Below are 20,136 nucleotides of genomic sequence, written 5' to 3'. Positions count from 1 at the left end.
ATCAGAGCAATGGGCGGTAAAATTCCTAATCCTATCTGTTCATTGCATTTTCACACTTCTGGTTTGCAACGCCGCAGGAAGTTTTACAAGCGGACTGGCAAGATGTCTGGCATGCGCCGCATCCGCCGTGTTTTGCGGTATCCATCAGTTTGCGGGTGCTTAGGGTTACGATTCTTTTCACGATAAATGACTCCTTCTGTAATTTCTTGTGATCACTTTCACTTAATTTCCATGGAACATCGTAGCAACATCACGCAAGTACGTCTATGATGCCTGTCACCTAGCAGAGTAGAGAGGCATTAAACATATAAACAAAGTAGCATCAATGCTAATTCCCGTTCAGTCTTTCATGCTTGTGATCGTAGGATGCCGTAGCGGGAACCAGAGTCAGAGCAATACTAAAAAAGTGAAACAAAAAAGAGACGGCAATGATGCCATCTCCTTTAACAACATTTTTTCTCATACTTGTCCTTAAAGTCCAATAAATATAAGGATCTCATTGCACTGTATCCCTCCTTACCGGTAGAGCGACACTCTCCACATGCGTGGGTGGACAGTGTGAACAAACTTATATTAGGAGCCCTAAGACACTTCCGGACATTTTATCTGCTCTTGAATATTCAATGAATTTATTTATTTTTATAATGTACTACGCCTTAGTTCATAAAAATATTGCACAATCGGATGCTTTAACTTCATCTTCTCGCTCATGTTTAAAATCCAACCGTTTTGATAGAAGGCGGCTCTGAGCATAGCATCTATGGCGTGCTGCAGAGGGACGAGAATGGCCCTCCTATCCATAACCGAACGGATGCTTTTTGTACTCTATCGGGCTTGAGCCGACTCTATTTTTAAACACACGACTAAAATAGTACTGGCTCTTATACCCTACCTTCACGGCCAGATCCCCGATTTTGATATTCGGCATTACGTCATCTAGAATCTCCTTCGCCTTCGATATCCGAAGCTCGGTGACATAGTCAAGGAATGAAGCACCGATTTCTTGCTTCATACGCTTGCTAAGATAGGTTTGGTTGATATGAAATAGCGCTGCTACTCGAGTAATAGACAGCTCCGGATCCTGATAATGACTGTCAATATACTCCGTCACTTTTTGGATAAGCACTGTTCCATCCCCTGTATACCCGGGAAGCTCCCGCTCCTTATCCACCCTGCCTTCATGTGAATGCAAAGGATATTTTACCTGAAGATGCTCATCGATCCGATGAAGCAGCTTGTTCAGATCACTCTTCGGCACAGGTTTCAATACATAATCGAATGCTTGCAGTTGCACGGCTTGACGCGCATATTCAAAGTTATCGTACCCGCTGATGATGACAACCAGAACCGACGGGCAGCGTTCGCGCAATATATTCATCAGATCGAGCCCATTTATATTCGGCATGTTGATGTCCACAAGACATACATGTGGTGGGGCTTCCTCCACCATATTCAATGCTTCGTTTGCACTTTTCGCTTCTCCTGCAACCTCAAAAAGATACGGACTCTCCTCAATGTATTGTCGCAAGCCTTTGCGAATGATCGTTTCATCATCGACGATGACAATCTTCCACATCTTCATTCCACTCCCCGTCCAAAGGTATTCGAATGACCATAACGGTAATGCCATCTTCGCTCTTCACTGCAAGGCCATATGGCACCCCGTAAGTTAGTCGAATGCGATGGTTTACACTGTATAGCCCAAAGCCTGTGGCAGAACGATCATATGTATCATCAAGAAGGGCTTGATTCATCTGTTCAAGCTTTTCTTTCGGAATCATAACCCCATTATTTTCAACCTTAATGACCATATAATTGGCCTTTTTATATGCTGTAATCGAAATTTTACACTTTTGATCCCCAAGTGGCTTAATCCCGTGATAAATCGCATTTTCCACCAACGGCTGCAGCATGAAGCGAACGACTTGGCACTGAGCAAGCTTTTCATCATATCGTAGCTCGTAGTCCAGAATCTCCTCATATCGCACACCTTGAATATGAAGATAACTCTCGACATGGTACAACTCCTGATCAAGCAGAATGTAGGGACTGCCTGTGCCAAGCCCTAATCGGAAATACGCGCTAAGCGCTTCCACCATCTCCACCACATTGTCTGCTCCATGTTCCGTTGCCATCCACTGGATCGTATCCAATGTGTTGTATAAAAAGTGCGGCTTGATCTGCTCATGAATCAGTCTGAGTTCCATCTCCTTTCGGTCCTGCTCCACAGCGTATAATTGAACAAGCATGTCATTGAAGCTTCGTCCAAGATCGCCGATCTCATCCGAGCGCGTAACATCTGCTCGTATGGTTTGGTTGCCGTTCTGCACATTTTCCATTACCTGGCGAAGCGACTGAATTGGACGAATAATGGAAGAAGCAAGCAGCATCAGAAAGACGATAAACGCACTACCGATAAGAACGCCTACCAGCAATGCAGTCCGCTGGGTTTTGATCACCGCTAGCGATAGACTTGAATTCGGTACTTCGAGTACTAGCTTCCAGCCTTCCACATTTTGAATTGGAGCCTCAAATACACTCATGTTCTTCTTATCTGCTGCCTCCTCCGCTCCATCTTCTTCACCCAGCTCTCTGCAATCGACGATAAGCTGGCCTGACTGGTCATATAGCATTACATCTTGAGCAATCTCCTTCATCTTCTTGACGGAGACGGCTGCGGCAATATAAGCTACCTCATCATTCACCGATGGATTCACGCGATAAAGAATGACGACGATTTCGGCTGCATTCGCTTTGGATACGATCGGATTGCTCACCACATAATTGGAATCTGAATTCAGCAGTTTTCGATAGTAGGGTCGGTTTAGTATCGAAAAAGGCTTGTCCCTTGCTGACCAGGAATTTCCGTGAATATCCACCACACGTATGGATTCGTACTCTACTTGCTTCTTCGCCTCGAACTTATCGAACTCTTGCAGCAATTCATCTCGTGTCCACTGATGGTCCGAAGCTAGAGAAGCAAGCATGTCTATCTCTCCAATGCGCTGATTAAACCAATAATCAATCTGGTCGCTGCGTGCAGTAACCACTTGCTGCGTTAAGTTCTTATTCAAAGGGACAACCGTATGGTTCATCTCCAAATATATTGTTACAAGCAATGCAACGAACAGCAGCAAGAAGCAGCCTCCTGCGATTAACGTGATTTTTAAGTGAATTGATTTCATTGTAATCATAGCCCTTCACAATATCCGTCTCTTACATGCCCGAAAAAGACAAAAAAACACTAATCTGTGCAAATACATAATGCTGTACTAAATCTATAATAGGTCTTGTGCATATTTTCACATGAAATAACATTCATGTCTAGGCTAGAGATAAAGGATTTGCCTAGCAAATCCTCCTCTCCCTAGGGTATGTAACCAATTCACAACAGAATGAAGGAGATATTATGCGAACTCACACGAAAAAGCTGTTATCTATTCTACTAGTCCTCAGTCTTATGTTCACGCTTGCTGCTTGCGGCAGTAAAGATGCAGAGCCCGCTGCAGATGCAAACGGAGTTCAAGTCTTTGAAGGAGTTGGGCAAGGTAAACATGGCGATATTAAAGTACAAGTCTCCTTATTAGATAACAAGATCACTGACATTAAAGTGACAGAGCATAAGGAAAATGAAGTACTTGCAGAACCTGTTTATACGCAGCTCAAGCAAGATGTCATGGCAACTAACAGCGCAAAAGTTGATGCCATTAGCGGATCTACAGTTACAAGCAAAGGATATCTCGAAGCCATTCAAGATGCCATTACGAAGTCTGGACTTACCCTTGTCGCTGGCGCTGCAGTCAGTGGAAGCAAAGACAAAGAAGAAGTCGAGCAAACCTATGATGTTGTCGTCATCGGTGCCGGGGGTGCTGGCTTTAGTGCGGCTATCGAAGCGAAGAGCGCTGGAGCTAATGTAGTTCTGCTCGAGAAAATGCCAGCTGTTGGCGGCAACACATTGATCTCCGGTGGTGAGATGAATGCGCCGGACAACTGGGTTGAACGTGCTCTTGGCATCACTGATGACACGGCTGACTTGTTCTATGATGATACGATGAAAGGCGGAGACAACCTCGGGGATCCAAAGATGGTTCGTATTCTTGCCGACAATGCTCTAGCATCTGCCGAATGGCTGCGCGATGATATCAAGGTAGAGTTCTTACCTGATCATCTGTTCCAATTTGGAGGCCATTCCAGAAAACGTGCGTTGATTCCTGTAGGTCATACAGGTGTTGAATTGATTACTAAGTTAAAAGCCAAAACAGACGCTGATCAAATCACGATCAAAACGAATATGAAAGCCGAAACCTTGCTGAAGGACGAAAGCGGCAAAATAACAGGTGTAACTGCGACTTCGGGTACTGGCGACAAGATCACATTCCATGCGAACAAAGGCGTCATCATCGCTACCGGTGGTTTTGGATCCAATGTAGAGATGCGTAAAAAGTATAACCCTAAAATGGATGAAAAATATATGTCTACCGATACACCAGGATCTACAGGTGACGGTATCGTTATGGCAGAAACGATTGGCGCCAAACTGACAAACATGGAGAGTATTCAAACGTATCCAATCTGTAATCCTGAGACAGGTGTTATTTCCCTTGTTGCAGATTCCCGCTTCGATGGTGCGATCCTGATTAACCAAGAAGGCAAGCGCTTCGTTGAGGAATTAGAACGTCGAGACGTTATTTCTAAAGCAATTCTTGCCCAAACGGGCGGATATACGTATCAATTATGGAACCAAGGTATTGAGGATATCGGTAAAACGATAGAAGTTCATCAAGACGAATACGATCAACTCGTTAAACAAGGCTTGCTCTTTAAAGCCGATACGATTGAGGAGGCAGCTGATTTCTTCAAAATCGACGTGAACACTTTGAAAGAAACGATTAATAAAGTAAATGATTATGCGAAAACAGGTAAAGACCTTGATTTCAAACATCGCGGTGGATTGAAATCTCTTGAAAAAGGCCCTTACTACATCGAAAAAGCTGTACCCTCCGTTCACCATACAATGGGCGGCTTGGTGATCGACGAGAAGACTCGCGTATTGAATGAAAAAGGCGAAGTCATCCCTGGGTTGTTCGCTGCAGGTGAAGTAACAGGGGTCATTCATGGTGCAAACCGTCTTGGCGGTAATGCCATCGCTGATATCTTCACATTCGGCCGGATTGCAGGCAAACAAGTTGTAGCAGAGTAATCTTATTTTTTGTGTAACTGCTCTATTAATAAGGTAGACTTAAAAACGTGCAAGATAACTTGTAGAGTGCCGGTTGACTGCTAACTTTCAAGCTGCCCTCTATGACATAGCAAACCGCCCTGTTAGCAACATTGCGAACAGGGCGGTTTATTATGGTGGAGTCTAGGGGCTACGCTCGTCTAACTCGCGGCTCTTTTATCGTTCTCCGTTCGTGGAATTAAAATTCCCCAATTATTTAGTGACTAATTGACAAGGGTTCCTTCAAATTTCCTAGACACTGGAAAACTTAAGTAAGTAAAGGGGGTTGAATCACTGTTACATCCCTCACCAACAAAGGCACTGACTCCACATGTGTGGAAACAAGATATACGATTCCTCCTCCCCTTCAGGCCCAAGTCTACCTTGAACAAAAGCGGAGACCCACAGTAGAACACGTAAATGTGTATCTCAACTACATTTTAACCTCGTCACCTTAGTTTACAACAGCATGAAGCTCATCGTAGATCGTGTTAGCAAATAACAAGACATGCAAACAGCATAAAAATAAAAGTGTAATACGATGACATTGGAGTCGTCTGTAATTTTTCAAGTCAATGCATTTTGAAAATGATTCACTTATCGAAAAACTATAATAACATATCTTCGGCAGGGTCAACTCTATAACAATGCTCTGAATTTCGCTTACACTCTAATGCAGGAACCCTTTTTGTAGTTTCACGCTTTCTTCTACCATCACTGTACTGTACCTCTCTCCATTCCACTGGTTTATTATAATATTTCATCTTTCCCCCACATTGAGGACATTTATCAATATGTATTTTCTCTAATGTCAATCTTTTACCATAACCACTGATTGCAAAATTAAAAAACAGAGGGTACCTCGTTTGACTTTTGGCAATTCTCCTAAGACTAAGAAAAACCACAAATAAGATAATCAGTATTACAAATATTATTAAATAAGTCTGGCTTTCAAAACCTACTGATGCCTTCAGAGTTCCATTAAAAACATTCAGACCACTTTTTACTATTTTAATGCCAATAGGAAGGACCCCTCCAATTGCAATGGCAAAGCTAATCCACGTTAAAACAGCCATAGTAAATGGGCTCCGCCATGTTGGTTCAGGCGTATATTTTGCCTCTTGATGATTAGTGTTTTGTATGTTGTTAATGATATCTCCTGCAGCAATTTGTGTTGGTCCATTAAAATTTGTCTTTTCATTAAAATTATTTTGATTAATATTTTTTTGGATTTTCCCCATATTTCCCTCACTTAGTTTTATTTATTTCTTTGAACTATACTTCTTTGTTTTATATTTTGTGACCTGCTAAGTTTGGAAAAACCATCAGCCTTCCCAAGAGACTTATGCAGGTCTTTGGTTAATCTGTTCAATAATCCTAGGATGGATGTAGGAGTAACCTGTAGCCCCATCTTCACTCTATTCGATGAGATAGCTGGTCACCAAGCGAATGCAAGCATCCCGGCCGTCCTTCCGTTTATTCAATTATTTATTTAGAATGATAAAACACCCATGACGCTAGAATTACTTCTATAGACCCAGTACAAAGTCCTGCAAAATATTACAAATTAATCTTTCAATTGCAAACGACAACAGGTTCGAATTCGACCAGCCGACGAGCAAATGGCATTTCAAGAAACGGAGTATTTCAAGGAGAAGGCAAAAGAAAGTTGCAAAATCGAAGCGAAGAACTGCGAACTCAGGCATCGGCACGGGTACGACGTAGCGTCGTCCTCGGGTCTAATAGGGATGCAAATACAAGGGGCAATGGCGATATTCGCGGAACTTGAAGCGAATAATGAACCTGGCAGACTAAGAACAAGGAAAAAACGCCTTGAAAAAAGCGGCACCTTCCGAAAAATCCGGATCAGGTACCGCTTTTTTATTCGCTTGATTCTTGGTCTCCCCGAAAAATTGCTAGTTCTTCAGCGGCCTCTCACAAAGGATTGGGCTTTTAATATAGGTAAATGTGGCTCAGAGATATTACTTTTTAATAAGCGACACACAGCACTCCACATGCACCGTATGCGGGAACATATCCACCGGAGTTACCTCCACTGTCTTGTACCCGCCATCCTCCAACACACGCAAGTCCCTTGCTAATGTCGATGGATTACACGACACATACACCACACGCTCCGGCTTCATAGCCAGAATCGTCTCTAACAACCGCGGATCGCAACCCTTACGCGGTGGATCGACCACGATAACATCCACCGTAATCCCTTGCTCTTTCCAATTCGGAATGACATCTTCAGAGGCACCAACCTCGAACACTACATTCTTCATCTCATTCAACTTCGCATTCGCCCGGGCATCCTCAATAGCTTCCGGTACAATTTCGACACCGTATACCTTAGCCGCATGCTGCGCCAAAAAGAGGGAGATCGTACCGATCCCGCAATAGGCATCAATAACCGTTTCATTGCCAGTCAGTCCGGCATATTCAACGGTTTTACCGTACAACACCTCAGTCTGTGCCGGGTTCACTTGATAGAACGAACGCGCTGAGATAGCGAACTGTACATCGCCGATGTAGTCATAGATGACGTCTCTGCCCCACAGGACGCGGGTTTCGCCACCGAAGATGACATTCGTGCGCTGAGTGTTGACGTTCTGGCAGATGCTGACTACATCTGGCAGCTGTTCGCGGATGCTGCCGAGCCAGGCGTCCAGGTGTGGGATGTCGCGGCCGTTGGTTACGAGGACAACCATCATTTCACCGGTACGGAAAGCTTTCTTCACGACGACATGGCGCAGCAGGCCACGACCGGTTTCTTCACTATAAGCAGAGATGCCAAGTTCTCTGCCGATGTCTTTCACCTTGCGCACAACGTCATCATTATCCTCATGCTGGATTAAGCAGGTTTCCATATCGATGATACGGTGACTTCCGCGTGCATAGAAGCCTCCTACAAGACCGCCTTCGGTTACACCAATTGGTACCTGAGCCTTGTTGCGGTAACGCCAAGGCTCGTCCATGCCGAGTGTCGGGCGGACAAGAATGCCATCTGTATGAGCTACTCCAGCGCCATCAGTCGTACCATCTGCAATGCCGCCATAGTTGGCACTGTCCGTCTGACTCTCAACAGCTTCATTCTCTTTGCTCTTTCCGCTATCCCCGCCACCACTCACCCGAAGCTTCCCAATCCGCTCCAGGTTGTCCACCACCAGCTGCCGTTTCCACGCCAGCTGAGCAGTATAGTCCATATGCTGCAGCTGGCAGCCGCCGCATTGGTCATAGATCTCGCAAGGCGCCGCGATGCGGGCGCTGCTTGCTTCTACTATATTCAGCAGTTTGGCGTAGCCATACTGCTTTTTGGTCTTGAGCACCTTTGCCCGGACTTTCTCTCCGGGAAGGGCTCCCTGCACAAAAAGGGTAAAGCCTTCTACGCGGCCTACCCCTTCACCTTCATGGGTCATGCCGATAATATCGAGCATAACCTCATCATTTTTATTCACAGGCAGTCCGGCGACAGGCGCCTTGCCGGCTGGGCGGCTGGTGCTGCGTCCACTGCGGTGTTTACTCATTATTTATAGTTCACTTCTTTCATTATCATCGCTGTATAATCCCACACTCTTACTTTCAAACAACCCTAATTATTCTGAGCAAAAATCCGCAGATGCTGCGGCAAAATCCGAAAACGACCCGGCAGCTCTCCGCCAAGTTCTCCATCCAAGTTCAATTGGACATGCCCTGGAGAGATTACATCCATTGCATCCGTACGGAAATACACAACCTTTTTATCCTGCAAATGCTCGCCACGAAGGGCCAATCTAACCAAACGGACAAACTCTGCCAGGTTGCATTTTTTGACCGCAATAACATCTAACAGACCGTCATCGATTCGAGCGCCGGGAGCAAGCTTTTCAAAGCCGCCGACAGAATTCGTATTTGCAATCAGGAACAGCATGAACTCATCATGAATAACCTCCTGCCCATTGGCACGAATGATTAGTTCCTGAGGAGATAGGCTGACCATTTTTTCAATACCTTTTAAATAGTACGCAAGCTGCCCTATCATGGTCTTCAGCTTACTGGGAACTTCATAGGTCAGTTCGGTTAGACTGCCACCGCCTGCTATATTAATGAAATAACGATCATTGGCTTTACCGATATCAATCGGACGCGACTCTTGACGAAGGATCAAATCAACGGAATCTTCCCAATTCTTCGGGATCCCCATCGCACGTGCAAAATCATTGGTAGTCCCAAGTGGCAATACGCCAAGCGGGGGGAGATTAGGTTTCTCCGCCATACCATTGATAACCTCATTTAAAGTGCCATCCCCACCGGCTGCTATGATTAGATCATAACCGCGCTCTACTGCATCCGCAGCAGCTAACATAGCATCGCCTTCTCCGGTCGTTGCATGGCAGGAGGCTTCAATGCCACCCGTATCCAGCCGGTCCAAAATGTCGGCGAGCCGCTTCTTCATTTCTTCCCGTCCAGAAGTGGGATTATAAATCAATCTCGCAGTTTTCATTACCGGAACGCCACCTGTTTTTTATAATAGAATAACCTAATTGATTATACCTAATTCGGACCACTACAATCAATGTCAGAGGACATTTATCGTAAATATTCCATTATACAACAATTCACGACACCTTATTAGGCAAAAACAACTATATATATGTCTATGCAGCAAATCCCGTATTATCCACGGAAATGGGCACTATTTTTCATGATTAAGTGGGCTAAAAAGGAAGCTTTTTAACTCTTTTTTCGAATCTGTTCGAGGAGTGTCTCTACCTGTCTCTCAATCCAATGCGGAAGAAGCGGGTGCGGCAAAAGCGTCTGGCCAGAATACTTATAGGTTAACCCTTTAAGTCTGTTCGGAACCACATGTTTAGTGAAATAACCTTCACTCAAAAAAAGCGGCGCCACCAATACCTCGTGACCCTGCTCCTGCCAATACTCCACTTTGCTTCTTACACTGTCCGGATTCAGCAGACCGTAATCGGCCGCCGCTACGCCACTCACCTCACGTACACGTCCTGCCAGTGAAGAGATGCCCTGCTGCCAACGCTGGCGGAAGCCATCATAAATGCTGCCGTGACCTACCAACAGAATCGTCTCACGTTCAGGTTCCGTAGACAGCTTACGGAGCTTGTCCCAGATCATCACAGCGATGTCCGGGTCATCGTCGACAGGATAACCATAGTGAACCTTAGCCTTCACGTGGAACGGCTCTAAATCGGTCTCACGTTCAGGTGCAGGTTTAGCCCCTAGTGCATATTCTATTTCATCGACATGTGTGCTTCCCGAGGAAACGAACAATGGGATCACAATTATATCTGTGACCCCTGCATGTTCCAGTTCATTTATTCCATCTTGAATCAGACGGCCCTCTACCAGCTCTAAAAAAGAGACCACCACTGGCATCTCTTCATCTAGCGATAATTCGCTTACGGCCTCTTCCACAATCGACACCCAAACCTCGTCGCGGGAGCCGTGACTGATAATAAGTACGCCCGGTACCATAAATTAGCGTCCCAAACGTTCCAGCGTTAATTTATAACCATCATTTCCGTAGTTCAAGCAACGTTTTACACGGGAAATAGTAGCTGTACTTGCTCCTGTCTCTGCTTCGATCTGATTGTAGGTCGAACCTTTGCCAAGCATACGCGCTACTTCCAGTCGTTGCGACAGCGATTGAATCTCGTTCACGGTGCACAAGTCATCAAAGAAAACATAACATTCTTCCATATTCTTCAATGTTAAAATGGCTTCAAATAATTGGTCTATACTTTTATCATTTAACTTCTTAAGTTGCATCAATTTTTCATCCCCTAAAAGTTCTATCAGCATTAGTTTCTCTGATTAAGCTCCGTACAAAACTAGCTCCGGAAACATCAACCTAATGTCACTATCCTGCCTTTACTATATTGCACTGGAGCGCATTTTTCAAGCATTAACGATTTCACGCTGTAAAGAACGAAAATGATGGACAAACGTCCACCCCACGCGCACACCACTTATGTACCCCAATACAAGTATTTTTCTCTACATAAGAATTATCGCCTACACTATAGTACTACAAAAGCGCCGAAAATCAAGCTCGTACACGGTTTCTTCACTACTTTAACCTGTTTATAGGCATACGCCCTTTTCCGCTCCTATCCCTATTACCCGGGCATTCGTCTATACCGTATGTTCGCCCATGACATACAGTATAGCAGACCACTAACAAAGGAATGTGATATTATGCCTGATCATTACTATAATCATTCCCGCCGGAATCAGCGTTCACTGAGCGATTCGTATAATGCCTCTGCCTACCCCGGCCTCAGCTCATATGCGCCCTCAGCTCTCCCAGGTGAGACCGGAATCCTTCCTGCTTTAGGAGCAGAAGCTGCCACCGAAACTGCGCTAGCGCTCCCTGCAGCTGAAGCTGCAACAAAGGCAAGCGGCGGGCTTGCCGGACTGCTCAGCGGCTTAGGCGGCGGTGGCGGAATTGGTGGGAATATGGAGCAAATCAAAGGCATCATCGATCGAATGGGCGGCATTGACGGGATCGTAAACTCTATGGGTAAAGTACAAAAGGTGATGTCCGGCTTCCAGCAGATGGCTCCAATGGTTAAGCTGTTCATGGGTAGCTTCGGTAAAAACAAAGGCGCAGCAGGCGCACTAGCCGCCGAAGAGGATGCCGCCCTGTACAGTCCTAATCGCCGCAAAAAAAAGCGTTCCACCTCACCCCGTCGCAAATCTACTACAACTACTCGCCGGCGCTCTACTTCTTCTACCGGAAAACGTCGCCGCAAATAGCGGTGACGTTTTCTAGCTATGCACCAGAAAAACAGCAATTCTCGCGGGAAAGAGATTTGCTGTTGGCGCTTCTGCTCTATTTTTACTTAAACCAGCCACTCCGTCGAAACCATCGGAACATCCCAAAACCAACCACCAGCATAAACAGCAGCACACCAAAATAACCATATTCCCACTCTAGTTCAGGCATCTTCACAAAATTCATCCCGTAGATCCCGGCGATAAGCGTCAGCGGCATGAATACGGTCGTGATTACCGTTAGTGTTTTCATAATCGAATTCATCCGGTTGGAATTGAGTGAAATGTAGCTGTCACGCAAATCCGCGGTCATTTCTCGATCAGCCTCAATCATATCCGAGAGCTTTAGCAGATGGTCATAAATGTCGCCAAAATAAATCCGTTCCTCGCCGTTGCTCTGGACATGCTGTGAATTCACGATCCGGTACATCAAATCGCGCATTGGCACAATCGTCCGCCGCATTTTGAGGAGTCTTCCGCGCACGCCAAACACCTGGCTCATCAATTCCTCCACCGACTCACTGCTGCCGCTACTTTCTAGATCCGCAAGCTCGTCCTCTAAACTGTAGAGACATGGAAAATACTTGTCCACCAGCTTGTCCATCACCGTATAGGCAGCTGCCATCGGCCCACCCGACCAGCCTTTTCGACTATGTATTTCGCTTTTCACTTGTTCCCACGCTTCATTCATCTCTGCTTTTTCCTGATGGTGATAGGAGACAAGAAAGTTCGCGCTTAAAAATAGGTCAACCTCCTCAGCATCCAACGTCCGCTCATTTAACGCATGCAGAACAAAAAACTGCACATTCTCATAATGATCCAGCTTCGGCCGCTGCAACACATGCATACAGTCCTCTATCGCCAAGGGGTGAAAATGAAAATATTGATCCAGCAAAAGCGTCTCTTCTGGCGTAGGCGTAGCAAAATCTGCCCATATCCAAGCATAATCCTCCAGCCGGATATTTTGCAGAGGGATCTCTGTCAGCACCTCACCTTTATGTGTGACAACAAGTGTACGTATCATAAATGTTCCTCCGCTTCATCTTCTTCCACGCCTCTATTGTACAGCAAGAAGACAAGTCTTCCAAAAAGCAAAAAACATAACCAGCAGCACCTCTTAAGCTAGACTAAGAAACATTTGGTGCTTCGTCGTTCGTTAATGCTCGATTCATCTGTGCTTGGTTGGTTGCGCAGGGGCGAGCTGTCTTTATTCTCGCTGTCGGTATCGGGTTTATGAGTGAGATGAATTCATAGCTGTGAATTACTATCGCTATTTTTACTAATTAGTTGGTGAAAAAGTGCTCCTTTGGGGATGGTAAACAACCCTTCGATCGTAAGCAAGCTGGACTTGAATTCGCAAAAGATTGAGTCCATCGCCTAGCGTTCATTTAACGTAAGTAACATATGTTTTACTTTGGGCTGGTAGTGATTTGTGGGATTGGGATGCAATCCTTGCATCGTACATGTAAAGTTCCGGGCAGGATACTGTGAATATAGCGATGCTCATGGACGGCAGAAAAGCAGGGAGAAAGGAAGAGGGTTGGGTTGGGTTGGGTTGGGTTGGGTTGGGTTGGGTTGGGTTGGGTTAGGCTATGTTGAGTTAATTTGAGCTAGGTTGCGTTACGATGGATTGGGCTGAGTTAGTTTGTACTAGGTTACTTTGCGATGGACTGGATTAAGGTGCGCTGGGTTTCCTTGAAATGTGTTACGTGGGACTATGCTGAGTTAACTTTGGCTAGGTTACTTTGTACAGGGCTGGACTTCGGTGCGCTGGATTCTGCTGAAATGAGGTAAGTTGGGCTGCGTTGAGTTAGTTGGATCTAGGTTACTTTACGATGGACTGGATTAAGGTGCACTGGGTTCCGTTGAAATGTGTTACGCGGGACTGGGCTGAGTTAGTTTGTACTAGGTTACTTTGCGCAGGGCTGGACTTCGGTGCGCTGGATTTTGCTGAAATAAGGTAATTTGGACTGGGCTGAGTTAGCTTGTGCAAGGTTACGTTACGATGGGCTGGATTAAGGTGCGCTGGGTTCCCTTGAAATGTGTTACGTGGGACTATACTGAGTTAACTTTGGCTAGGTTACTTTGTGCAGGGCTGAACTTCGGTGCGCTGGATTCTGCTGAAATGAGGTAAGTTGGACTGGGCTGAGTTAGTTTGTGCAAGGTTACGTTACGATGGGCTGGATTAAGATGCGTTGGGTTCCCTTGAAATGTGTTTAGTTAGGCTGGTCCACCTTCATACAAGTCAGGTGCCGTCATTCTAAGGCATTTATGCCTTTCTTTCTGCTTCTTCGACGAAGTGTCTCCAATTCTAGGGCAGTTATGCTCTTCTTTTTGTCACCACCCTCGAATTTCGTAAATTCAGCGGGATTTATACCGTACATTCCCCCTCCATCGCCAAACTCCATCATTTCTACGGGATTTATACCGTACATTCTCCCTCCATCGCCAAACTCCGCCATTTCTACGGGAGTTATACCGTACATTCCCCCTCCATCGCCAAACTCCATCATTTCTACGGGATTTATACCGTACATTCTCCCTCCGACGCCAAACTCCGTCATTTCTACGGGATTTATACCGTACATTCTCCCTCCGACGCCAAACTCCATCATTTCTACGGGATTTATACCGTACATTCCCCGTCCGACGCCAAACTTCATCACTTCTACGGGATTTATACCGTACATTCCCCCTCCAACTCCAGACTTCGTCATTTCTACGGGATTTATACCGTACATTCCCCCTCCATCGCCAAACTCCATCATTTCTGCGGGATTTATACCGTACATTCCCCCTCCAACGCCAAACTCCGTCATTTCTACGGGATTTATACCGTACATTCCCCCTCCATCACCAAACTCCATATTTCTACGGGATTTATACCGTACATTCCCCCTCCAACTCCAGACTTCGTCATTTCTACGGGATTTATACCGTACATTCCCCCTCCATCGCCAAACTCCATCATTTCTACGGGATTTATACCGTACATTCTCCCTCCAACGCCAAACTCCGCCATTTCTACGGGATATATACCGTACATTCTCCCTCCAACGCCTAACTCCGTCATTTCTACGGGATTTATACCGTACATTCTCCCTCCAACGCCGATTTCCGCCATTTCTACGGGATTTATACCGTATATTCTTCACTCTCCTCATGTCCACACAACAAAAAAAGATGTCCGCAGCCCAATGGCTAACTGACATCTTTATTAAAGGGTGTTTAAAAAATGATTTTGAAAATCAGACCTGCTAATACCGCACTGATTGGAATCGTGATGAACCAAGTGACCACAATACGTCCGGCTACTCCCCATTTCACTGCAGAGAAACGTTTGGCAGAGCCAACCCCAAGGATCGCTGATGTGATCGCATGCGTTGAGCTTACTGGCAAATGCAGCAGCGTTGCTGAGAAAATAACAGATGCCGCGGAAATATCAGCCGCGAAACCGTTAATAGGTTCGATTTTAAAAATCTTCGTACCCATAGTCTTAATAATCTTCCAACCGCCAATGGAGGTACCGAGCGCCATAGCCGTAGCTGCAGCTATCTTAACCCACAAAGGGATAACATCCATAGTTTCTTGACGTCCTGAGGTAACGAGTGCAAAAGTAATGATCCCCATCGCTTTTTGCGCATCATTTGTACCATGTGTGAACGACTGTAACGCTGCCGTAAGGACTTGCATAGAGCGGAAGCCCTTGTTGACCGTATGTGGACTACGCTTAGCAAAGATCCATTTCAGGATGGTCATGATAATATAACCGATAACAAACGCAATGATTGGGGAGAAAATCAGTCCTTCGACAATTTCCACAAACCCGCCCCAATTGATGTGTGCTGAGCCTGCCCCCACGTATACTGCACCCGCTAAAGCGCCGATCAGTGCATGAGACGATGAGGATGGAATCCCGAGCCACCAAGTAATCAAATTCCAAATAATCGAAGCAATCAGCGTGGCTATTATGATATCCAACCCATTTTCAAGCAAGGTCGGGTCGGTGATACTTCCGCCGATTTTTTTGGCCACACCTGTAAACATCAAGGCCCCAACAAAGTTCATCAGTGCTGCCATAATAATTGCTGTTCGCGGTTTTAAGGCACGTGTCGAGACAGAGGTAGCAATTGCGTTGGCCGTATCATGGAATCCATTGATAAAGTCAAACGCAAGCGCGAGAAATATAACAATTCCAAGAATCCATATAGATGTTTCCATATTCTAGTACCCCTTATGAGTTGCGCATGATGATCGATTCCAACATGTTGGCTACATCTTCACATTTGTCTGTAGTGGTCTCGAGCCGCTCATACAGTTCCTTGCGTTTAATCAGCTCAATCGGGTCTTTTACAGTTTCGAACAGGACCTTAGTACAAATACGCAGCACTTCGTCCCCTTGATTCTCAAGGTCATTCAGACGGATTGTATATTCACGGATCGCCAACAATTTCTTCTGGGAGAGCAAATGAACCGCTTTTTGGATTTCATAAGCACACTGACGAAGGATTTCGGCGAATTGTACAATGTATTCATCCGGGTCAAGAAGGTTGTACATATAGAAACGTGAGGCGGATGCCTCCAGACCATCGATGACATCATCCATGCTTGTGATCAAGTCCATAATGTCGTCACGTTCAAGCGGCGTAATAAACGTCTTGTTCAATTCTTTGATAACGGTGTGAGTGTAAGTATCACATTGGGATTCGTACTTTTTCATCTCTGCAGCGAAATTATCAACATTATTCCGGAGATCAGTGATATTCTGAGCAAAATAATCTGCAGCTTGGACAATAGTATCGGCCATATTTTCCAGCGTCTCAAAGAATATGTCCTTTTTTCTCAACTTCATTGTTTTAAACCCCTTTACATAAAATTACCGTGAATACAGAGCCATTCATATGTAAAAAGCATGAAAATGAATGACAACCCTTGTTATCTTATCATATCCGTACAAGGTATAGAAGCTATAGAAATGAACTTTTTTACACTCTATTAACACATACCCATTATTCCGAACACAAATCTGTATAACACTGGATATTCCGACTTTCTTATGTTGTACCATCCGCCCCGCCATATACCACATGACTGCTAAATGAAGGCGCATTAGGGACCACCAAAATATGGGTAATTCCTGGATACATCAGCTCTTCTTTTCCATCCCTCACAAAGCGGATCACATCCCCTGGTTCACGCGACCATCTGCCTTGGGTGACCTGTCCCCGCTGAAAAAGCAACGCTTCCCCGCCAAGCTCCACATCAATCTGAAGTCTTCCGACATCATCAAGCACTTTATGATCCGCTCCTATAACCATAACATTGGCCGCTTCCACCGGATTATCGTTATTTAGATCCAAATGAGGTTTGTCATTCACATAACGCTGATAGGTCTGACGTTTAGGATCATATTTATAGTCAACTTTATAACTTTTGAGCAGATAGTTTATGCTAAATTCAGCGGCTTTCTCTCCATCCGCCGGTATGTAATCTGGATTATTAAAAAGATACCCGGGCACCTTCACACTTTGCGCAAACCCAAGCTTCTCGGCACCTTCCCGCAGTTTGGCTGCGTTGCTGTACAGGTTATGTGGTGCTTTTCGCGCTTTATCCCGCCAAAAATAAGCTCCGGCACGGCCGATCTCGTCCATATCTTCTTTTTTCTCTTTTTGCAAAATGGCATAAGCCGCCGGACTCCCTCCGGCATGCACCGTCACACCACCATAGCTCTCGCCAATATCAAGCAGATAGGGGCGGATGCTGCGAATCGGTCCGATTTTCACCACACCTGTATGGCTCTGAAAAATACCAATCAAACGCGTAATGCCACCTTCGGCAAGAATCTCATACAAAATATCTGCTTCACTAACCCCCGATTGCGGCCGGGCGGCAGGAGCATTATTTATCATTACGGCTAAGGGACGTGGAAGACTGTCTTCAGAAACTGGAAGACCTGTTAATCCGGATACGAGCTCAGCAGCGGGATCAATAGTAGGTGAGGGTTGAATCGTTTCGATAGGCGTGGGCTCTGCGGTAGGCTGCTGTGTCGGGGTGATCTCATTATTTGCACTCTGTGTTCCGCAAGCGGAGAGCAATAGGGTGGTCAATACAATGGCAGATAACAGACGGGAAGAAGAGCAATTTACTTTCATAAGCTTGTAGTTCCTCCTAAACGTTTTATGAAACTCACTGATTCCTTCCATTTAATCACAGTCAGTCCCATTTGTCTTGATTACCTACTCCCTTTTTCATAGCAAGCATAAGGAAATTTTATAGCATGGAATAGATAAATTCTTATATTAAAAAAAGGGTACAGCCATTGCGGCTGCACCCTGCGGGTCTCTTATTCATTCAGTTAGTCTAGCTTCCAGCAATTCAGACTTAATGTCCCATACTGATAAGCCTGAAAAATACGCTCTGCCTTCCTGCTGCCATCCGCTGTTCCCATCGCGTAAAAGAGAGGTGCAAAATGCTCTCTTCCATAAGAAGGAACCGCATCGCGTACATGTGGAGCTTTTTTCTCATACGCAAAAAGTGAAGGCAAATCCCAGGCTTCTAGTCCCTTGGCAATCCAGGCATCGAATTCAAGTGCCCAATCCTCAGGCTGCTCACTTTCACTTAGCATCCGCAAATTGTGAACAAGTCCACCGCTTCCAATCAGCAGTATGCCTTCGTCACGAAGCGGCGCTAACATCCGCCCGATATTGTATTGCTCCTTGGGAGAGCGCAGGGAATCGACGGATAAAGCAACTACCGGAATGTCGGCGTTCGGGAACATTTTTTTCAGTATCACCCAGACTCCATGATCGAGTCCTCGCCCCAGAACGGGCTGATGTGAAAGATTGTTATCCTTGAAGAGCTCAGAAATCCGTCTTGTTAGGGCCGGATCGCCCGGGGCCGGATAGGTCAGCGTGTAAACTTCTTCAGGGAATCCGTAGAAGTCATGCTGTGTCTCGTGCAGTTCATCAACGGTAAGTAGCTGTTCAGGGCTATCCCAGTGCGCTGAGAAAACTACTATACCGCGTGGCGCTTCAAGTTCTTGACCAAGCCGCTCCAGAAAACGGGTATACTCGTTATCCTCCAGTGCGAGGAGCGGAGAACCGTGCGCAATAAAAAATGACGGTAATTTCATAGGATGCCAACCTCCATAACCCAGTATATGGTGTGCATCTTTATTTTACCGCTTATTGCAAGTTAATGCGAATAAAAACCTTCTCCTAAATCATCCAATTCTGCCACTCTGTCTGCAGATGCTCTTGTTCATTCATCCATTCTATAGTCCGCTTAAGCAGCTGCTGCTGTGCCGGTCCAGAAGAAAAGGTGTGATCCCCTTGAAAAATGATCTCTTTATCGCAACGTCCTTCGGGACGTGTCCAGAACAGTTTCTGGTAAAGAAAAGCGTAATCCACCGGAATGACATCATCAGAGGTGCCATGGATAACGAGTACATCGCCGCTAAATTTGCTCGCTTCTTGAAAGGGCTGAAATGCCGCCAAAGAATTAAAATATACCGGCGTAAACGAGTAGCCCACATAATCGGCTGATCCATTCTTCACAGCGCGATCATACGCCTCCCGCCCTACAATTTTCACAATATCATTGAAAGGATAACCCACAGAGGCCCATAACACGAGATTCTTCACGCGGCGATCGCGAATACTTGTCAGCAGCGCCACCGCGCCACCGAGGCTATGGCCAATCAGCGTCACCCGCTGTGGGTCCACATCAGCAGAGCTAATTCCGTAATCCAGCACTGCTCTAGTCTGAGCGATCATCGATTCCATGTCTTCACCGCCATAATTCCCGCTGCTCTCGCCGCAGCCCGCATAATCAAAACGAATAACCATATATCCCTCTTGTGCCAGCTCACGAGCCGCCTTCACAAAAATCCGGTCTACACCAATCCGATTCCCCACAAATCCGTGACAGATCACGGCTAATGGCAGTCTATCCTTGCAACGCGAAGAGGTTCCCTTCTCTTTGTTCGGGTAATGTATGCTCGCAGTCAATTCTTCTCCGTTATGCCGGATTACAATATTCCGTTCCATTGCCGCATCCTCCTATAATTATATTAATAATTTAATTCATTTTAATTTATTAGAATTCCGATTAACTTAGTATGAATTATA

At 45.6% G+C, this 20,136-nt stretch carries 18 protein-coding genes and 2 pseudogenes; 3 read left to right on the top strand and 17 right to left on the bottom strand.

Features of this window, described 5'->3' with window-relative positions:
- Positions 1–31: 31 nt before the first annotated feature.
- The 4 genes and pseudogenes from scfA to PODO_RS29830 form a co-directional block, all read right to left on the bottom strand.
- The gene (gene scfA / locus PODO_RS30380; protein ID WP_076098734.1) at positions 32–181 is read right to left on the bottom strand and encodes a six-cysteine ranthipeptide SCIFF; all 150 of its coding nucleotides are present in this window, start codon (positions 179–181) and stop codon (positions 32–34) included.
- A 458-nt stretch (positions 182–639) separates the two neighbouring features.
- Positions 640–720, bottom strand: a pseudogene (locus PODO_RS32265) (SF0329 family protein); the annotation flags it as partial.
- Between the two features lie 73 nt (positions 721–793).
- Positions 794–1,576: a response regulator transcription factor gene (locus PODO_RS03390; protein WP_038568693.1), complete on the bottom strand. Its 783-nt coding sequence runs from the start codon at positions 1,574–1,576 to the stop codon at positions 794–796.
- A complete protein-coding gene (locus PODO_RS29830) occupies positions 1,551–3,185 on the bottom strand; it encodes a histidine kinase (RefSeq protein ID WP_169744736.1) in 1,635 nt (544 codons plus the stop codon). The genes PODO_RS03390 and PODO_RS29830 overlap by 26 nt, the downstream gene beginning before the upstream one ends.
- A 224-nt stretch (positions 3,186–3,409) precedes the next feature.
- On the opposite strand from PODO_RS29830, the gene PODO_RS03380 reads away from it, so the two are divergent.
- A complete protein-coding gene (locus PODO_RS03380) occupies positions 3,410–5,200 on the top strand; it encodes a flavocytochrome c (RefSeq protein ID WP_038568691.1) in 1,791 nt (596 codons plus the stop codon).
- A 626-nt stretch (positions 5,201–5,826) separates the two neighbouring features.
- Here PODO_RS03380 and PODO_RS03375 read toward each other — a convergent pair.
- On the bottom strand, positions 5,827–6,459 hold the full coding sequence (locus PODO_RS03375) for a hypothetical protein (protein ID WP_036684787.1): 633 nt from the start codon (positions 6,457–6,459) through the stop codon (positions 5,827–5,829).
- Between the two features lie 375 nt (positions 6,460–6,834).
- Between PODO_RS03375 and PODO_RS30375 the strand changes: the two are divergent.
- Positions 6,835–7,033: pseudogene (locus PODO_RS30375) on the top strand (IS5/IS1182 family transposase); the annotation flags it as partial.
- A gap of 167 nt (positions 7,034–7,200) precedes the next feature.
- Here the strand turns inward: PODO_RS30375 and rlmD are convergent.
- From rlmD to PODO_RS03355, 4 genes are all read right to left on the bottom strand, one after another.
- Positions 7,201–8,748 (bottom strand): 23S rRNA (uracil(1939)-C(5))-methyltransferase RlmD, encoded by a 1,548-nt coding sequence (gene rlmD, locus PODO_RS03370; protein WP_038568689.1) that lies wholly within the window; start codon positions 8,746–8,748, stop codon positions 7,201–7,203.
- Positions 8,749–8,813: 65 nt separating this feature from the next.
- Positions 8,814–9,704, bottom strand: coding sequence for a diacylglycerol kinase (locus PODO_RS03365; protein ID WP_036680719.1), 891 nt, complete (start codon positions 9,702–9,704; stop codon positions 8,814–8,816).
- A gap of 230 nt (positions 9,705–9,934) precedes the next feature.
- Positions 9,935–10,705, bottom strand: coding sequence for a sirohydrochlorin chelatase (locus PODO_RS03360; protein WP_036680721.1), 771 nt, complete (start codon positions 10,703–10,705; stop codon positions 9,935–9,937).
- A gap of 3 nt (positions 10,706–10,708) precedes the next feature.
- Positions 10,709–10,999 (bottom strand): YerC/YecD family TrpR-related protein, encoded by a 291-nt coding sequence (locus PODO_RS03355; RefSeq protein WP_019913624.1) that lies wholly within the window; start codon positions 10,997–10,999, stop codon positions 10,709–10,711.
- Positions 11,000–11,428: 429 nt separating this feature from the next.
- On the opposite strand from PODO_RS03355, the gene PODO_RS03350 reads away from it, so the two are divergent.
- Complete coding sequence (locus PODO_RS03350; RefSeq protein WP_038568686.1) at positions 11,429–11,989, top strand: hypothetical protein; 561 nt, start codon at positions 11,429–11,431, stop codon at positions 11,987–11,989.
- Positions 11,990–12,071: 82 nt separating this feature from the next.
- Here PODO_RS03350 and corA read toward each other — a convergent pair whose 3' ends face one another.
- The 8 genes from corA to PODO_RS03310 all read right to left on the bottom strand — a co-directional run bounded on the left by corA (position 12,072) and on the right by PODO_RS03310 (position 20,055).
- Complete coding sequence (corA, locus tag PODO_RS03345) at positions 12,072–13,031, bottom strand: magnesium/cobalt transporter CorA (RefSeq protein WP_038568684.1); 960 nt, start codon at positions 13,029–13,031, stop codon at positions 12,072–12,074.
- Between the two features lie 1,231 nt (positions 13,032–14,262).
- Positions 14,263–14,874: a hypothetical protein gene (locus tag PODO_RS03340; RefSeq protein ID WP_155288076.1), complete on the bottom strand. Its 612-nt coding sequence runs from the start codon at positions 14,872–14,874 to the stop codon at positions 14,263–14,265.
- Positions 14,838–15,131, bottom strand: coding sequence for a hypothetical protein (locus tag PODO_RS03335; RefSeq protein ID WP_038568680.1), 294 nt, complete (start codon positions 15,129–15,131; stop codon positions 14,838–14,840). The genes PODO_RS03340 and PODO_RS03335 overlap by 37 nt, the downstream gene beginning before the upstream one ends.
- Positions 15,132–15,235: 104 nt before the next feature.
- Positions 15,236–16,228, bottom strand: coding sequence for an inorganic phosphate transporter (locus PODO_RS03330; protein WP_036686873.1), 993 nt, complete (start codon positions 16,226–16,228; stop codon positions 15,236–15,238).
- A 13-nt stretch (positions 16,229–16,241) separates the two neighbouring features.
- On the bottom strand, positions 16,242–16,859 hold the full coding sequence (locus PODO_RS03325) for a DUF47 domain-containing protein (protein WP_036686871.1): 618 nt from the start codon (positions 16,857–16,859) through the stop codon (positions 16,242–16,244).
- A gap of 202 nt (positions 16,860–17,061) precedes the next feature.
- Positions 17,062–18,159, bottom strand: coding sequence for a DUF3048 domain-containing protein (locus PODO_RS03320; RefSeq protein WP_036686869.1), 1,098 nt, complete (start codon positions 18,157–18,159; stop codon positions 17,062–17,064).
- Between the two features lie 203 nt (positions 18,160–18,362).
- On the bottom strand, positions 18,363–19,139 hold the full coding sequence (locus tag PODO_RS03315) for a DODA-type extradiol aromatic ring-opening family dioxygenase (RefSeq protein WP_038568677.1): 777 nt from the start codon (positions 19,137–19,139) through the stop codon (positions 18,363–18,365).
- 85 nt (positions 19,140–19,224) lie between these two features.
- The gene (locus tag PODO_RS03310; RefSeq protein WP_036686864.1) at positions 19,225–20,055 is read right to left on the bottom strand and encodes an alpha/beta hydrolase family protein; all 831 of its coding nucleotides are present in this window, start codon (positions 20,053–20,055) and stop codon (positions 19,225–19,227) included.
- Positions 20,056–20,136: the final 81 nt, after the last annotated feature.

This window comes from Paenibacillus odorifer (assembly GCF_000758725.1).
GTDB classification, from domain to species: domain Bacteria; phylum Bacillota; class Bacilli; order Paenibacillales; family Paenibacillaceae; genus Paenibacillus_AQ; species Paenibacillus_AQ odorifer.
Note: the sequence above shows the minus strand (reverse complement) of the source record. Positions and strands in the feature narration are given on the sequence as shown.

Excerpts from the sequence above, each read along its gene's own strand:
- PODO_RS03355 (WP_019913624.1), bottom strand. The coding sequence starts at position 10,999 with ATGCAACTTAAGAAGTTAAATGATAAAAGTATAGACCAATTATTTGAA.
- corA (WP_038568684.1), bottom strand. The coding sequence starts at position 13,031 with ATGATACGTACACTTGTTGTCACACATAAAGGTGAGGTGCTGACAGAG.
- PODO_RS03335 (WP_038568680.1), bottom strand. The coding sequence starts at position 15,131 with ATGGCGGAAATCGGCGTTGGAGGGAGAATGTACGGTATAAATCCCGTA.
- PODO_RS03350 (WP_038568686.1), top strand. The coding sequence starts at position 11,429 with ATGCCTGATCATTACTATAATCATTCCCGCCGGAATCAGCGTTCACTG.
- PODO_RS03390 (WP_038568693.1), bottom strand. The coding sequence starts at position 1,576 with ATGTGGAAGATTGTCATCGTCGATGATGAAACGATCATTCGCAAAGGC.
- PODO_RS03310 (WP_036686864.1), bottom strand. The coding sequence starts at position 20,055 with ATGGAACGGAATATTGTAATCCGGCATAACGGAGAAGAATTGACTGCG.
- PODO_RS03360 (WP_036680721.1), bottom strand. The coding sequence starts at position 10,705 with ATGGTACCGGGCGTACTTATTATCAGTCACGGCTCCCGCGACGAGGTT.
- PODO_RS03380 (WP_038568691.1), top strand. The coding sequence starts at position 3,410 with ATGCGAACTCACACGAAAAAGCTGTTATCTATTCTACTAGTCCTCAGT.
- PODO_RS03325 (WP_036686871.1), bottom strand. The coding sequence starts at position 16,859 with ATGAAGTTGAGAAAAAAGGACATATTCTTTGAGACGCTGGAAAATATG.
- PODO_RS03320 (WP_036686869.1), bottom strand. The coding sequence starts at position 18,159 with ATGAAAGTAAATTGCTCTTCTTCCCGTCTGTTATCTGCCATTGTATTG.
- PODO_RS03315 (WP_038568677.1), bottom strand. The coding sequence starts at position 19,139 with ATGAAATTACCGTCATTTTTTATTGCGCACGGTTCTCCGCTCCTCGCA.
- PODO_RS03375 (WP_036684787.1), bottom strand. The coding sequence starts at position 6,459 with ATGGGGAAAATCCAAAAAAATATTAATCAAAATAATTTTAATGAAAAG.
- rlmD (WP_038568689.1), bottom strand. The coding sequence starts at position 8,748 with ATGAGTAAACACCGCAGTGGACGCAGCACCAGCCGCCCAGCCGGCAAG.
- PODO_RS03330 (WP_036686873.1), bottom strand. The coding sequence starts at position 16,228 with ATGGAAACATCTATATGGATTCTTGGAATTGTTATATTTCTCGCGCTT.
- PODO_RS03365 (WP_036680719.1), bottom strand. The coding sequence starts at position 9,704 with ATGAAAACTGCGAGATTGATTTATAATCCCACTTCTGGACGGGAAGAA.
- PODO_RS29830 (WP_169744736.1), bottom strand. The coding sequence starts at position 3,185 with ATGAAATCAATTCACTTAAAAATCACGTTAATCGCAGGAGGCTGCTTC.
- PODO_RS03340 (WP_155288076.1), bottom strand. The coding sequence starts at position 14,874 with ATGGAGTTTGGTGATGGAGGGGGAATGTACGGTATAAATCCCGTAGAA.